At 53.5% G+C, this 14,762-nt stretch carries 15 protein-coding genes; 7 read left to right on the top strand and 8 right to left on the bottom strand.

Features of this window, described 5'->3' with window-relative positions; all coding sequences use genetic code 11:
* The first annotated feature begins 374 nt into the window (after positions 1-374).
* The 5 genes from ACZ52Z_RS17905 (at position 375) to ACZ52Z_RS17885 (ending at position 3,243) form a co-directional block, all read left to right on the top strand.
* Positions 375-515, top strand: a complete 141-nt coding sequence (locus tag ACZ52Z_RS17905) for a site-specific recombinase like protein (protein ID WP_464268141.1) — start codon at positions 375-377, stop codon at positions 513-515.
* A gap of 131 nt (positions 516-646) precedes the next feature.
* Positions 647-1,666: a potassium channel family protein gene (locus ACZ52Z_RS17900; RefSeq protein ID WP_464268140.1), complete on the top strand. Its 1,020-nt coding sequence runs from the start codon at positions 647-649 to the stop codon at positions 1,664-1,666.
* Between the two features lie 23 nt (positions 1,667-1,689).
* The gene (gene tsaA, locus ACZ52Z_RS17895; protein WP_464268139.1) at positions 1,690-2,136 is read left to right on the top strand and encodes a tRNA (N6-threonylcarbamoyladenosine(37)-N6)-methyltransferase TrmO; all 447 of its coding nucleotides are present in this window, start codon (positions 1,690-1,692) and stop codon (positions 2,134-2,136) included.
* A gap of 410 nt (positions 2,137-2,546) precedes the next feature.
* Entirely contained in the window at positions 2,547-2,903 is a 357-nt protein-coding gene (locus ACZ52Z_RS17890; protein WP_464268138.1) for a hypothetical protein, read from the top strand.
* A gap of 139 nt (positions 2,904-3,042) precedes the next feature.
* Complete coding sequence (locus ACZ52Z_RS17885) at positions 3,043-3,243, top strand: cold-shock protein (RefSeq protein WP_464268137.1); 201 nt, start codon at positions 3,043-3,045, stop codon at positions 3,241-3,243.
* Positions 3,244-3,377: 134 nt separating this feature from the next.
* On the opposite strand, the gene ACZ52Z_RS17880 is transcribed toward ACZ52Z_RS17885, so the two are convergent.
* The 8 genes from ACZ52Z_RS17880 to ACZ52Z_RS17845 all read right to left on the bottom strand — a co-directional run bounded on the left by ACZ52Z_RS17880 (position 3,378) and on the right by ACZ52Z_RS17845 (position 9,845).
* Positions 3,378-3,563: a hypothetical protein gene (locus tag ACZ52Z_RS17880; RefSeq protein WP_464268136.1), complete on the bottom strand. Its 186-nt coding sequence runs from the start codon at positions 3,561-3,563 to the stop codon at positions 3,378-3,380.
* A gap of 43 nt (positions 3,564-3,606) precedes the next feature.
* Complete coding sequence (locus ACZ52Z_RS17875) at positions 3,607-3,951, bottom strand: hypothetical protein (protein WP_464268135.1); 345 nt, start codon at positions 3,949-3,951, stop codon at positions 3,607-3,609.
* Between the two features lie 117 nt (positions 3,952-4,068).
* A complete protein-coding gene (nrfD, locus tag ACZ52Z_RS17870) occupies positions 4,069-5,193 on the bottom strand; it encodes an NrfD/PsrC family molybdoenzyme membrane anchor subunit (RefSeq protein ID WP_464268134.1) in 1,125 nt (374 codons plus the stop codon).
* Positions 5,171-5,671, bottom strand: coding sequence for a HyaD/HybD family hydrogenase maturation endopeptidase (locus ACZ52Z_RS17865; protein WP_464268133.1), 501 nt, complete (start codon positions 5,669-5,671; stop codon positions 5,171-5,173). The genes nrfD and ACZ52Z_RS17865 overlap by 23 nt, the downstream gene beginning before the upstream one ends.
* A gap of 5 nt (positions 5,672-5,676) precedes the next feature.
* Positions 5,677-7,377 (bottom strand): nickel-dependent hydrogenase large subunit, encoded by a 1,701-nt coding sequence (locus tag ACZ52Z_RS17860; protein ID WP_464268132.1) that lies wholly within the window; start codon positions 7,375-7,377, stop codon positions 5,677-5,679.
* Between the two features lie 78 nt (positions 7,378-7,455).
* Positions 7,456-8,472: a hydrogenase 2 operon protein HybA gene (gene hybA, locus ACZ52Z_RS17855; RefSeq protein WP_464268131.1), complete on the bottom strand. Its 1,017-nt coding sequence runs from the start codon at positions 8,470-8,472 to the stop codon at positions 7,456-7,458.
* 27 nt (positions 8,473-8,499) lie between these two features.
* On the bottom strand, positions 8,500-9,615 hold the full coding sequence (locus ACZ52Z_RS17850) for a hydrogenase small subunit (protein WP_464268130.1): 1,116 nt from the start codon (positions 9,613-9,615) through the stop codon (positions 8,500-8,502).
* A gap of 92 nt (positions 9,616-9,707) precedes the next feature.
* On the bottom strand, positions 9,708-9,845 hold the full coding sequence (locus ACZ52Z_RS17845; RefSeq protein ID WP_464268129.1) for a hypothetical protein: 138 nt from the start codon (positions 9,843-9,845) through the stop codon (positions 9,708-9,710).
* 585 nt (positions 9,846-10,430) lie between these two features.
* Between ACZ52Z_RS17845 and aceE the strand changes: the two genes are divergently transcribed.
* Both aceE and ACZ52Z_RS17835 read left to right on the top strand, forming a co-directional pair.
* On the top strand, positions 10,431-13,088 hold the full coding sequence (aceE, locus tag ACZ52Z_RS17840; protein WP_464268128.1) for a pyruvate dehydrogenase (acetyl-transferring), homodimeric type: 2,658 nt from the start codon (positions 10,431-10,433) through the stop codon (positions 13,086-13,088).
* Between the two features lie 15 nt (positions 13,089-13,103).
* Positions 13,104-14,750 (top strand): dihydrolipoyllysine-residue acetyltransferase, encoded by a 1,647-nt coding sequence (locus ACZ52Z_RS17835; RefSeq protein WP_464268127.1) that lies wholly within the window; start codon positions 13,104-13,106, stop codon positions 14,748-14,750.
* Positions 14,751-14,762 lie beyond the last annotated feature (12 nt).

Genomic DNA, 14,762 nt, shown 5'->3' with positions numbered 1-14,762 from the left:
CTAAGCCGTCACGAATTCAGGTTTCAGCAAAAAAACCAACGGTGCTGTTGCTTCCCCCATCCTGATCAAATAGCGCTATTCACCTAAAAAAGAAATTGTTATTTCATAAATATTGGCAGGAAAAATGTGCATATTTAAAATATTCTCTGATGACACACATTTCGCCTCCCCGACTGACAGTTTTTTCAACTCACACCACGCATTCCACCTCCTCAACACGCCGACGGCCCCCTTAGTCACTTTTTTCTTGGTGCAGAAGTCGCATCCACAGTATGATCTTCTTTCATTCCTTGCTCTTGCCCACCGTCTTGACATCCACGGTGAAGTTGGCACTATGGCACGACCGACAGGTACACAACTACCGGAGAAACATCATGGAGTACAAGGCCTATGAAGCGGCATGCTCAACTCTGCGAAAGAAGAATCAACTCCTGCTGGATAGCTTTCAACAAACACTTAAAGCCGGAAATCTGTCCGAGAAAACAGTGAACAAGCACATCTCCAATGTTGATTAACATCAATGGAATGGATGACAGGGGTGATCCGGTATGAAACAAGTATTTCACCCCGGGACGCCTGGTAGATTATGGAAACAATGCAACCACCTGCCCACACAACACCAATCGGGTGGACCTGATGGAGAGTAATGATGGCTAAATTGCTGCGGCGTCTCTATCACTTTCTTCTTCGCGAGAACTTTCTCAAACTCATGGGGCTGATCCTGATTATCATCCTCTGCAGCGGGTACCTGATTGCATTTTTCGAACCCGGTGTTTCCTTTGCTAGCGGTCTCTGGTGGAGCATCGTCACCCTGACCACAGTCGGCTATGGCGACATCTCTCCCAGTACCCTGGAAGGCAGAGTGCTGGCGATCATCATCATGTTTTTCGGTATCGGGCTGCTGGGGGGACTCAGCGCAACCCTGGCAACCATGTTAATCGGCATTCGACTGAGGGAGCATAAAGGAATGGGTGACTTTACAGTAACCGGACACATCATTATCTGTGAGTGGAACCACCGGACAAAATCCATCATCAAGGAACTGCGTTCCGACCCGCAGACAGCGGAAACTCCCATCGTGCTTATCGCCGATATTGAGGAAAAGCCTTTGGTCGACCCCAAACTGGTCTTTGTCCGGGGAATTGTGAACGAAGAGACCTTGCTTAAAGCCAATCTGGAGCAGGCCTCCACTGTGGTGATCCTTGGTGATGACTCGGTGGAAACAACAGCCAGAGACGCGAAGGTCGTGCTCACCGCCCTGACCGTTGAAAGCATGAACCCTGACGTGTACAGTGTGGTTGAGTTGGTCGACAAGGCCAATGAACAGCACTGCCGCCGCGCCAATGCCGATGAAATCATCATCGGCAGTGAGCTGAACAGCCACCTGATAGCCAGTGCCGCCAGCGACCATGGTGTCAGCCGTATCATTACCGAACTGCTCAGTAGTCGCTATGGCAATGAGCTCTATTCCATGCCTGCTCCCCGCGAGATGATTGGTCAGCCTTTTCTGGAGGTGTTCATTGCCATGAAAAAAGAGCATGCTACCACCGTATTCGGGATCCAAAAAGGCCGTGGCGGGGATTTCATTTCCAATCCAGACGCCGAGTATGTGCTTGAGGAAGGTGACTACCTGCTGGTCATCTCCAAGGATAGAGGGTACAAGTAAGAGCAAAAAGAGGACCATCAACCGTGGAATCACCCCAACTGAAAATTATCGGCGTTCTTCATGGTGACTTGACCAGTCGTCAGCAGGCACCAAAAAATTTCGACGAGTCCGACCACACCGGCACCCTGGAAATATATCCGCCGTACTGCGACGCACTCGACGGGATCACAGCTGGACAAACCATTGTTGTCCTGTTCTGGCTCCACCTGTCCAACCGAGAGGTACTCAAGTTGTATCCCAGGGGAGACCGGTCACGCGGCCTCCATGGGGTCTTTGCCACCCGCAGCCCGGCCAGGCCCAACCCGATCGCGATCTCAGAGCTCAAGGTGCTCGCCGTTGAGGATACCCGAATACTGGTAAAGGGGCTTGATATCCTCGACGGCACCCCCATCATCGACATCAAAAAAAAAACTCGGTCCTGTGCACTCCTAAAGCTCCTGTACACCATCCGTTCTTTGTTCCCTGCCTGATGGCGTCTCCTCCTTTGCTGCTTCGAAGCGCTACCTCTGTTCTGCCCTCTCCAGAGCAAGGCACACACCGCGCACCCTTGCAAAGGAATACATCTTATTTTCGCTTGCACCGTTAAGCAAACCAAGTATATATAGGGTCTACAATTTCAAAAGTAGAGAAGTTACGTCCTAATATGCCGTCCTCACAACCTGGTCGTCGTCTCAGCGTCGTTGATGCCATAAAAGTTCAGTTACTTGCTTTACAGGAAGAGAAGGTAACTATACGGGTTTCGATACATTACCGGCCTAGCAGGCAATAGCGCTCGACACCTCCTCTGCCGCCTCACGTGAGTGAATTTACCAAACAGCTGCCATTTTGCCCCTTCCCGGCACCTTGCTGTGGAACCGATGCACATGGCACCGGAGATTGAATGCGTTTTACCCAGCATCCCTTTCATCCTGCAATCCACACCAATCTTTCACCCTTGGACTATATCAGCCCGACCCCTATACCGAAAAAAAGGATCCCGCTTGTCCGGGTCACCGGCCGCACAGGCCGTGCGGAAAAAATCGGAGCGCCAATCACCTCTGCCGATCAGGATGCCAACGAGATTATCTCACGGATTGAACGGCTGTCGGCCCCTCGGCGGGAAGCTATTGCTGAACCGCTCCGAAAAAGGAAGCCAAAGAAAAGATCCTCGCCCCGGCAGACGCCCACGCAGAAGAAGACGGCCGGCGGATCAAAAAAAATACAACAAGAACAAAAGAGACAGAGCCGTCGCTTTTGATTTTGGAATCAACCCCACCTGAAAGCAGGGTTGACACGCTTTATCTGGATCTACCAGATAATCCGTTAAGCCATCACATGGTGGTTTAACATTATTACCAAGCGGCTCCCTTTGGAGCCACCACCCAGGAGTAGCACAAATGGCTGAAGGAACAGTAAAATGGTTTAACGATTCAAAAGGTTTTGGATTTATCGAGCACGAAGGCGGCAAGGATGTATTTGTCCACCATTCAGCGATTCAAGCCACCGGTTTCAAATCTCTTGATGAGAATGCCCGGGTAACCTTTGATATTGTCGACGGCCCTAAAGGTCCGTGTGCAGCCAACGTTGTTCAATTGTAACAGCTGCATACAATAAAAGGGGCTGTTCCGACAGATGGAACAGCCCCTTTTCCTCCCCTATCGCTTCTGCACGCGCACAACAGCGGTTGCAGGTCAACAGGCAGGTCCTGTCAAGGTACTTTCCCCGTCATGCTTCACCTATGGAGTTCTTTGCGTGCATCAATCCGCCGCCTGAGCAACTCGCACTCCTTTTCCGCCACTGCCAATTCCCTACGCAGTCCCTCTGCTTGCATGCCGGTCGCCTTTTCCAGCTCACCCCTGAGCCGATGCACCTTCTGCTGACTTTTGTAGAGTTCCACCGCCAGTAATCGTATTACCATCGCTTGCCGTCTATCCCTGTGTAGATGACCGCTGCATCGGTCTTTATTTCTTTTTTTGGCTGCAGAGTGAACGTACCTGTTCATCTGGCTTGCTTAGACAATCTACCAGCTGTTTGGCTTGATCATCAGTGAGCACCGTCCCGTGATCAATCATGGAGTTAATGGTGCGCCGCCAGGTCCAACTGCCCTTTCCCTTGTTCAAATCAGGGCAAATATGGGTAATAAAATGACAACTTGCGCATTTCTGTTCAAGCAACGGCCTGCATTCCGCAGCCTCAACTGAAGAATACGGAACTAGGGTAAAGCAGCCGGCAACCATTAACAGCTGGAGTAACAAGGCAAAACGCGTTCCCCGTCCACCAATTATTCGTCCACAAACCAAGTTCATCTCTCCTCCCTGTTTCATGAAAAACGCCCCGCAGCCCGCCGGGGGCGACGAGACTGTGAGGCGTATAGGTTATAACGTACATAGACCGGCAAAACAATCGATCTTGACCGTACACTCCTAATGAGAGAACAATGGCAGGTGTTTTGCGGACATTTTATACAAAAAGACCCCGATGGAAATAACCCCCAACGACACCATAAACTCTTTCCACGAGGGCGAATAGCTCAGGCCGCGCCAGGCATTGTAGCTCTCCTGGCTGAACAGGCAGACGTTCATTCGATTGAGCAATACCCCGATGATGACGATGATATTCACCGAAAAAATGATCCTGGTATTGTTGCGATATTTTTTCACCGCCAGAATGGCGACAGGAATAATAACCCCGATCAGCATTTCCAGCAGATACATATTGCCTTCCACCGAACCGTCAAAGGCCATCCCCGGACTCGCAACGGTGAACAGTTGATAGAGCTTCAGCAGCAGATAAAAACTGAGTACAATCAGCAGTCCCCTGGCAAGGCCGGTAAAAATTCCCTTGTCGACCTTGTGGTGAAGAAACTTCTGGCTCAGTGCGGTTTCAAAACTGACCATTGCCAGCCCCATGGCCACCGCTGAAACGAGAAAATGAAAGGGAAGCTTGGTGTCCCACCACAGGGGTGACATCTTGGAGGGAGAAATAAGGAATACGGCTCCCAGGGAGGATTGATGCAGGGTTGACAACATGACCCCAAAGATAACCGCCCCGACCATGATTTTCCCCACCGCCCGGCGCGCTTTTTCCCACCCCAGCCGTTCAAACAACATGGGACTGAACTCCAACGCCAGGGTTGTAGTATAAAAAATAACGTGCATGGCCACCACCCACATGACCGACTGGTATTGCCACATGATCCCCGGATGCCACAGGCGAAACGGATGACCGATATCCAGAAAAAGGGCCAGTACAGCCATCAGGTAGCCCAAAAAAGCTGTCAGGATAGCCGGGCGCACGATGGGCCGATACTTTTTCCAATTGAACAGATAGACAGCGCAGGCAATGATGAACCCGCCCGCAGCCATAGCTACCCCGCCAAGCACGTCAAGGCCGAGCCAAAAGCCCCATGGGTAGACGTCATTGAGATTGGTTGTTGCGCCTAAGCCATACATCATTCGGTATACGGCGACCGCCATGCCGACCACAATCAGCACCACCATGACGATCGTCGCAGGGGTCCAGGTTTTAATGTTCGGATTTGATTCCATCACTCTTCACCTCATAGCCAAAGTTACGAAGTTGCTCAACCACTGCGCTGATTATTTTTTCCATGCCTGCCTCAACCTCGGAGGTGAGTCCGATCCCCACCTCCAGATTTTTGGGCTCTATCCCGTAGAGGAACAGTTGCCCGGGCAAACAATCGGTGAGTTGCGCAGCGGCCAGTACATCGGAAATCCCCAACTGATGGGGCGATATGGAATTAAGAAACGCTTTGGGCACATCCTCCCCCTCTATCAACACACAGGTTCCCGGCTCCATGTCGTTGCGCATGGCATCGATCAGAATGACCAGGTCCTTGCCGTCCATCAGGGAAAGGAGCTCAAATCCGGCAGTACCGCCGTCTATACATTCCACCTCAGGCGGTAGCCGGTAGCGCTTGTTGATTTCTTCCACAGCTGCGCAACCGATCCCTTCATCACCGATCAGCAGGTTTCCGATTCCTAATACCAGTGCTTTCAAGTGCATTCCCCCTACAGGACTTTCACTTTGCCCAGTGGCGTACGTTTATTATCCACCAGATGAATGGCACAGGCGAGGCAAGGGTCAAAGGAATGAACTGTCCGCAGTACCTCCAGTGGCAGTTCGGCATCGGCTATCGGATTCCCCACCAGAGAGGCTTCATAAGGCCCAAGCTCTCCCTGATCGCTTCGCGGCCCGGCGTTCCATGTTGACGGCACCACCGCCTGATAGTTCTTGATCTTGCCGTTTTCAATCACTATCCAGTGAGACAGGGTTCCGCGCGGCGCTTCATGAAAACCAACGCCCCGCTGTTCGCCCGAGGGAAATACCGGAGCATTGAACGTGGTATAGTCGCCCTTACCGATATTCTCGATCAATGCCTGCCATGAGGCGGTCATCGTGTCGTGAAGGACGGCACATCGTATGACCCGGGCAGCAATGCGTCCGATGGTGGAGTGCAGGGCATCTATCCCGACCGTGGTCCCGGCAAGCTTGCTCACCAGTCCCAGCGTGGAATCGACATACTGCCGGGTCCCTTCGTGACCGGCGAGGTACATGGCAACCACATGCGGCAATGGCCCTACCTGGGCAGGCTCTCCCTTGAAACTCGGTGCCTTGACCCACGAATATTTATTGTCATAATCAAAACCGGTATAATTGGGCTCGGTTTCCCCCTCGTACGGCGACCGATCCCAGTCTCCCTCATACCAGGCGTGTTTAATCGATTCCTTGATGTTATCGTAGAGCACGCCTTCAGTCTGGGTGGCGATCTGTTCAAACTGGGTGACATCGCCGCCCGGAATGTAGCCGCCCTGCAGTTGGTACTCCGTTCCCTTGGAATCCATCGGCATCTCAGGAACCGACAGGTAATTGAGCACCCCGGCACCAAACTGTGTCCACTCTGCATAGTTGGCACCGATCGCTGCGACATCGGTCAGCATAGCCTGCTGAATGAAATCCCGGACCTCATCGATCATGGTCTTGACATTGAACAGTTTCTCGATGGTCAGTGAGGAGGGGCTATCCGGATTGATCGGGTTCGCCACGCCGCCGACGGCCAGATTCTGCACATGAGGCGTCTTGCTGCCGAGGATGGCCACCACCTGGTTGATTTTTCGCTGATACTCCAATGCCTGCAGATAATGGGTCGCCGCCAACAGATTGACTTCGGGCGAGAGCTTCATCGCCGGATGCCCCCAGTAACCGCTGGCAAAAATACCCAGTTGGCCGGAATTGATAAACTTCTGGAGCCGCTCCTGGACGGCCTTGATCTCCTGATAGCTGTTGCGTTTCCACCCGGACAGCTTCTGGCCGAGTGCGGCCGCCGAACGCGCATCCGCTTTGGTTGCTGACACGATATCCACCCAGTCAAGGGCGCACAGCTGATAAAAATGCACCACATGATCATGGATGCCGTGGGCAGCAATGATCAGGTTGCGGATGTACTGCGCATTCACCGGTATTTCCAGATCAAGGGCATCTTCAACCGCCCTGACCGATGCCATGGCATGGACGGTTGTGCACACGCCGCAGATGCGTTGGGTATATGCCCAGGCGTCACGGGGGTCCCTGCCCTGGAGGATTATCTCGATACCTCGCCACATTTGACCGGATGACCAGGCATTGGTCACCTTACCGCCGTCTACCTCGCAGTCAATGCGCAAATGCCCCTCGATTCTGGTTACCGGATCTATAGTAATTTTCTTGGCCATATTCGTTCTCCTTATGGTGCTTCTCGCAACGGGGTCGGATATGATCCGGACCCGTCATCACCGGGTGATATTCGTTGACTATTCGCTGGGTTCGTCGGTGTTGTCCTGCTTGCTTTTGTCCAGTCGCTGGGTGACAAGTCGGGTCACGGTTCCGGCAACCAGCAGGGTGCCGATCAATTGCGGCACGTGAGAGACATAGTCCCAGGTAAACTCAGGATATACCTGGTCAGTTACCCGCGGATTGAAACCGAGCTTATCGAACTCTACTCCGGCAAGAAACAGATACTGGGTGCCGCCTGCTTCATCCATTCCATACACGTGATCAACGTACTCCTTGACCACCTGCTCAGTGGTCTCGTTGCCGTCGATCCTTTTGACGGGATAGGCATAAGTTTCGCCAGGCTCAAGGGTGAGCCGCCGCTTGGCTTCCTCTCTGAGGTCGGTCACCTTGCCGAACAGGGATGCGCCCGTAGGACAGGCTTCACAGCAGGCTGAATATCCACCCTGAGCATAGCGATGATTGCACAGCTGACACTTGACCACCGAGGGGGAGGCTTTTTCCCATTCATACATTGGTATACCGAACGGGCAGGCGACCTGACAATACCGACAGCCAAAGCATCGATTCTTGTCGTAGGTGACGATCCCTGTTTCCGGCTGCTTCTTCAATGCGGCAACCGGACAGACCGAAACGCAGGCAGGGTCGATACAATGCAGGCAATGCTGCTTGATAAAGGAGAACGCGCCATCGCCTCCCTCCTCTTCAGGTTTGCCGCGGTAAGCTTTTATGATGCACAGGGTTTTATCGGAAAGCGAAGTGGGGGCATCATACTGGCCGTTTGCCCCCGCTCGCTCAAAGGGTATCTCACCGGCTGTCTCCTTGTGGTACAGGGCTCCACCCGGTTCGGAATTGACTTTTTTACAATTGACCATGCAGGACATACAGCCTATGCACAGCGTTGCATCGTAGAGGATCCCCACTGCATCGGGGTGCAGTTTTGCTTCTTCCACGGAATCGCTGGCCTCGGCATCGACCGCAAGCACCAAACCGGTACCGGCGGAATACTTGAGAAAATCTCGTCTATTTATAGCCATGGTTAGCACGCTCCTGGTAATGGAAGATCACTCTTCATCCTTGCCTTCATCCTTGCCACGAAGATTGGCAAGGGCCACGGCCGTTGCCCCTACTGCAGCACCGCCAACCCCGAAGGCAAAGCTTTTGGCACCGCTGCCCTTTTCGGGCACGGCCTCGGTAAACTGGAGTGGCGGAGTGGGAAACGCCACGTCGGCTTTGGAAAAAAGCGGAGCATGAAAACCGACCCCTTCCTCTGAACAGCCGAAACAAGGGGCGCCGGTTCCCACAGGCCAGCAGCCGGTGGAACGGACATCACCAAAGTGGAGAGTGGAACAGTTATTAAACGTTTCCGGGCCTTTGCAGCCAAGCTTATAGAGACAGTACCCCTTCTGATGCCCCTCATCACCAAATGTTTCAGCAAATCGACCGGCATCAAAGTGGGGGCGCCGTTCGCAGTTTTCGTGAATGCGGCGGTCATAGGCAAACTTCGGTCGCCCCTTGTCGTCCAGGGCCGGAAGTTTGTTAAAGGTCACAAGATGAATAACAGTGGAGAGGAAATTATACGGATTGGGAGGACAGCCGGGAATATTGACCACTGGAATGCCCTTGTCCTTCAAAATGACATGGACCGGTGTAGCCCCTGTAGGATTAGGCTCTGCAGAGGGGACCCCTCCCCAGGCCGCACATGAGCCGATGGCGATGACCGCCGCTGCCAGCGGAGCGGTTTCGTTAAGAATATCAAGAACAGGCTTGCCGGCGATCTGACAGTAGACCCCACCATCCTTGACCGGGATGGCGCCATCCACCACCAGAATGAACTTGCCTTTATTTTCTTCTATGGAAAGTGCGCGATGATGCTCTGCCTGGTGCCCTGAACCGGCATTGAGCGTTTCGGAATATTCAAGAGAAATGAGATCAAAAATAAGGGCATCAATGGCCGGGTGATAAGTACGCAGCAGGGACTCAACACAGCCGGTACATTCCTGACCAGATAACCAGATGACCGGAGGCCGGCGTGGAGAAGTCGCCGCTTCTGCCATCTGTGGAGCAACGCTCAGAGGAAGCCCCATGCTTGCGGCAACCCCTGTACAAAATTTAACAAAATCCCTCCGTGTAACACCTCCGTACTGCTTCTCGTTGCCGTTCGCTACCTTGGATTCCATCAGTTACCTCCTTGGTCTGCATTGAGGATCGCTCCTAGACAAACTGATACAATGGACAAGTTCTGCCGTCACAGCATACGGTCACGCACGATTTACATCGCCGGTATACTTACCTTCGGGTTGTTCTCTTTCTTATACCACTCTCTTAACTGCGACAGCCCTCTCTTACCTGTTCTTTCCGGATACTTGAAAAACACCACCGAGCGAACGGAAGAAATGGCAAAGCGCACGAATCCCTCCTCTGAATTCACTCGTATGCAACAGTGGTCCTTTCTGTTGCTATATTAAAATTTTCTCATACTAGCAATCATTTTTTTAATATTTTGCACATCCTGCACATTTCCGCACAAACAACGAGTTAACCTGCTCCAGTTAATCTTAAAAATGCAGGACCTCAACGACACTTTGCACATATATATGCACCACTATGTAGGATGTTCATCGTGCCTCCCCACGGCCCTTCCCTGTCTCCACCGGGCAACAGCCGGTCATTTTCCCCATTTCCCCACAGCAGAGCAGAAAAACAACTGCTGCCTGTCAGTAAAGTATCTAGCCCGTCCGAAAACAAGCAAGACGCTGCCACTCCTCACCTGTCCATCTTTACTTGCGCACTCCTGGCAAAAAAGGTAGCTTTGTAGCCTGAGAATTTCCTGAAAATGAGCATTGTTGTTCAACACCGTCATAGAGCCGACATCGAGCGTTAAAAAAATGCCGCAGATGCAGCCAGCGACTGCTTTGGGGAAAATTCGACGCATTATTCGAGATAGCTCTGTTCTTCTTCCCATGTCCATCAACACAACAGCAGGAGTAAAGGTATGAGTTCCTATTATAAAGATCCCGATCCGGCTGAAACCACTGACTGGCTTCAATCTCTTGAGGGGGTTATTGAAGCGGAGGGCAAGGAAAAGGCCGACTACCTGCTGCGAGTGCTCACCGACCAAGCGAGAAAAAAAGGGGTGTCGACATCACCCGGCATCCTCACCCCCTACTGCAACACCATCCCACCTGACCAAGAAGAGCATATTCCCGAAGAGTCTTTCATTGCCCGCAATGTTGCTGCCTATGTCCGCTGGAACGCGATGGCCATGGTGGCCAGAGCCAACAGGGACGGCAAGGCTCTAGGCGGACACATCGCCACCTACACTTCCGTTTCCGCCATGTTTGAAGTGGGGTTTAATTGGTTTTTTCGCGGTCCCAATGCTCCCTTTGGCGCAGACATGGTCTACTTTCAGGGACACAGTTCTCCCGGCGTGTACGCCCGAGCATTTGTTGAAGGACGCCTCGAGGAGGAACAGTTGACCAACTTTCGCCAGGAGGTGGCGGGAAAAGGCCTCTCTTCCTATCCGCATCCGTGGCTCATGCCCGATTTTTGGCAATTCCCGACAGTTTCCATGGGCCTAGGCCCTATGGCCGCCATTTATCAGGCGAGATTTATGCGCTATATGGAAAACCGCGGCCTCCATTCGGCTGGCGACAGAAAGGTCTGGGTATTCATGGGTGACGGGGAGTCGGACGAACCTGAGTCCCTCGGCGCCTTGTCCCTGGCGGCTCGAGAAAACCTGGACAATCTGATCTTTGTGGTTAACTGCAACCTGCAGCGGCTCGACGGACCGGTACGCGGCAACGGTAAAATCATTCAGGAACTGGAAGGAAAGTTCCGCGGCGCAGGGTGGCATGTGATAAAAGTCCTATGGGGTAGCGAATGGGACAAAGTGCTCCGCCGCGACGTCGAGGGAAAACTGTTGGAGAAATTCTCCTCCATGGTAGACGGAGACTTTCAGACCATCAGGGCAAGGGGACCCGCCTACCTTCGCCAAAAGGTATTTGGCGACGATCCCTACCTGGCTAAGCTGGTTGAGGATATAAGCGATAACGAACTATGGCAGATGAGCAGGGGCGGCCATGACCCGCGAAAAGTCTATGCCGCCTATGCCGCTGCCACCGCCTTCAAAGGAAAACCTACCGTTATTCTCATCAAGACCATCAAAGGCTTTGGCATGGGCCAGGCCGGAGAATCGGTGATGGTGGCGCACAATGTGAAAAAAATGGACCTGGATTCGCTCAAGGAGTTTCGTGACCGATTCCATGTTCCACTGGAAGATGACCAGCTTGCCGAGCTGCCGTTCATCAAACCCCCGGCCGGAAGCCCGGAGGAACAGTTCCTGCACAAGGTACGCAAAAAACTCGGGGGTCCGGTACCCTTTCGCGACACTGAACATAAACCACTACCGGTCCCGAAGCAGGACATATTCAAGGCCCTGCTTGCCTCATCAGGTGACCGTGAGCTGTCGACAACCATGGCCTTTGTCCGCTTGCTGGGCACGCTGGTCAAAGACAAGGGCATCGGTAAGCATGTCGTACCCATTATTCCTGACGAAGCCAGGACTTTCGGCATGGAGGGTCTTTTTCGCCAGCTTGGCATATACGCCCCCACAGGCCAGCTCTACGAACCCCAGGACTCGGAAACCATTGCCTGGTACCGTGAGGACCCAAAGGGTCAGATACTGGAGGAAGGCATTACTGAAGCCGGCGCCATTTCCTCGTGGCTGGCCGCTGCTACGTCCCACGTGAATTACGGTCTTGCCATGGTGCCGTTTTACACTTTTTACTCCATGTTCGGCTTCCAACGGATTGGTGATCAGCTGTGGGCTGCTGCCGATGCCAGGGCCAAAGGCTTTCTCATGGGGGCGACCTCCGGGCGCACCACCTTAAACGGCGAAGGACTTCAACATCAGGACGGTCAGGGGCTGCTGCATGCGTCTCCTATTCCCAACTGCATGGCATATGACCCGACGTTTGCTTTCGAAGTCGCGATCCTGATCCATAATGGACTGGAGCGGATGTATGCAAAAGGGGAAGACCTGTATTACTACATCACCCTCCTCAACCAAAACTACCAGCAACCGGAAATGCCGGAGGGTGTGGAAAAAGACATTGCCTCCGGGATGTACCTCTACCGACGCGGCAAACAGGGAAAACATCGAGTCCAACTCATGGGAAGCGGTGCCATTTTTCTTGAGGTCCTTGCGGCGGCGGAACTGCTGGCCGAACATTTTGACGTGGCCGCCGACATCTGGTCGGTCCTCGGCATCAACCAGCTGCATCGCAACGGGATGGAGAGCGAGAGCTGGAACCGCCTGCATCCCGACAAGCCGCGGAAGGTGCCTTTTGTTACCAAACGCCTTGAGGGCCATACCGGACCGGCTATCATCAGTACGGACTATGTACAGGCTTACCCGGAACAAATTCGGCGCTTGATCCCCAATCCCTTAACCATTCTGGGCACCGACGGATTCGGTCGAAGTGACTCCCGCGAGGCATTACGTGATTTCTTCAGGGTGGATCGCTACCATATTACGGTAGCCGCTCTGGCTGCCCTGGCGGAACAGGGGGAGATTGACACTGAAACCGTCTCCGGAGCAATCAGGCAATTCGACCTGAAAACGGAAGACCTCCATCCCCTGCAACGTTAAACAGGAGCAACAGTCATGACCATTGAAACCATTACTGTTCCTGAATTCGGCGACGTTCAGGACATCACCGTTATCGAGGTCTTCGTGCAGGTTGGAGACACCGTCGCGCCGGAAGACGCACTGCTCTCCCTGGAGAGTGAGAAGGCGGTCATGGATATCCCTTCTCCTCTCGGCGGGGTCATCCAGGAAGTGCTGGTCCAGGAAGGCCAGACCGTTGTCAGCGGTGACACCATTGCCCTGGTGGATACCCAATCAGCGAAAACGACTGAGGCATCGGCAGACGCAGCCGACGAAGCGGATAACGATACAGATGTGGAGACGGATACTTCGCCAAAGGATGAATCTCCAGAAGCGGAACCTGCTCCGGACCAGGAGCCGGCCACCGAAACAGTCACCATCCCCGACTTCGGCGATGTCCAGGAAATAGTTGTGATCGAAGTGTTCGTCGCTCCTGGAGATACCGTGGAAAAGGAGACACCGCTGGTCGCTTTGGAGAGCGAAAAGGCGGTGATGGATATTCCTTCTCCAGTTGCCGGAACAGTGGATACTGTGGAACTGAAAGAAGGCGACACCGTCCGAAGCGGTGACACCATTGCCTTGATTAGTCGAGAAAAATCTGCGGCCCGGTCAACTGCCCAGGCACCTGCTGAACGTCCCTCGCCGCCGGCAACTGAAGAGCAGCAGGAACATCCCGTCCCATCGCCTTCCCCCGCCGAGGAAGCGCCGCCTGCCAATGCCCAGCCACTTGGCGCAGTGTACCATGCTACACCTTCGCTCCGTGCCTATGCCAGGGAGCTCGGCGTTGACCTCGCGCTTGTGGCAGCCACCGGCCCCAAAGGGCGAATCCTCAAGGAGGATGTGCAGAAACTGGTCAAGCAAACCCTTAAGGAGCATGCCCAACAGGCCGATCGCCCATCAGGAGAGGACAGCGCCCTGCCGGAAATCGTCCTTGAGGACTTTTCGGTTTACGGCCCCACCGAAGAGGCGGAGCTTGGGCGTATCCAGCGGATTTCCGGGCCCCATCTGCACAAAAGCTGGGTAAATATCCCTCATGTTAGTCATTTTGAGGAGGCGGACATCACCGACCTGGAGCAATTCAGGCAACAGCTCAATGACCAGCATGTAGACGAGGGGATCCGTTTCAGCCCACTGTGCTTCATCATCAAGGCTGTTGTACGTGTTCTCCAGCGCCATCCACTGTTTAACAGCTCCCTGGTGCCAGGCAAAAAAATTATCTATAAATATTATTACAACATCGGCGTGGCAGTCGACACTCCCCAGGGGCTGATGGTTCCGGTCATTAAGGGCTGCGAAAAAAAGGGGTTGATCGAGATAGCCAATGAGCTGTCGTCCCTGAGCAAGGCTGCCCGTGAGGGGAAGCTCACTGTTGCCGAACTCCAGGGTGCCTCGTTCACCATTTCCAGCTTGGGCGGAATCGGCGGTACCAATTTCACACCTATTGTCAACGCTCCACAGGCAGCTATCCTCGGCGTCGCCAAAAGCAGCATGCAGCCGGTATGGGATGGCGAGCAGTTTGTCCCGCGCATGATGTTGCCCTTTAGCGTCTCCTATGACCATCGGATTATCGATGGTGCCGAAGCCGCACGGTTTGCGGTTACTCTGGCAGCTGCTCTTACCGACCTGAAACGAATACTCCTTTGAGACCTACAGGAA

It is taken from the genome of Desulfogranum aggregans (assembly GCF_055398265.1).
This window is presented reverse-complemented; position numbering and strand designations above follow the sequence as displayed.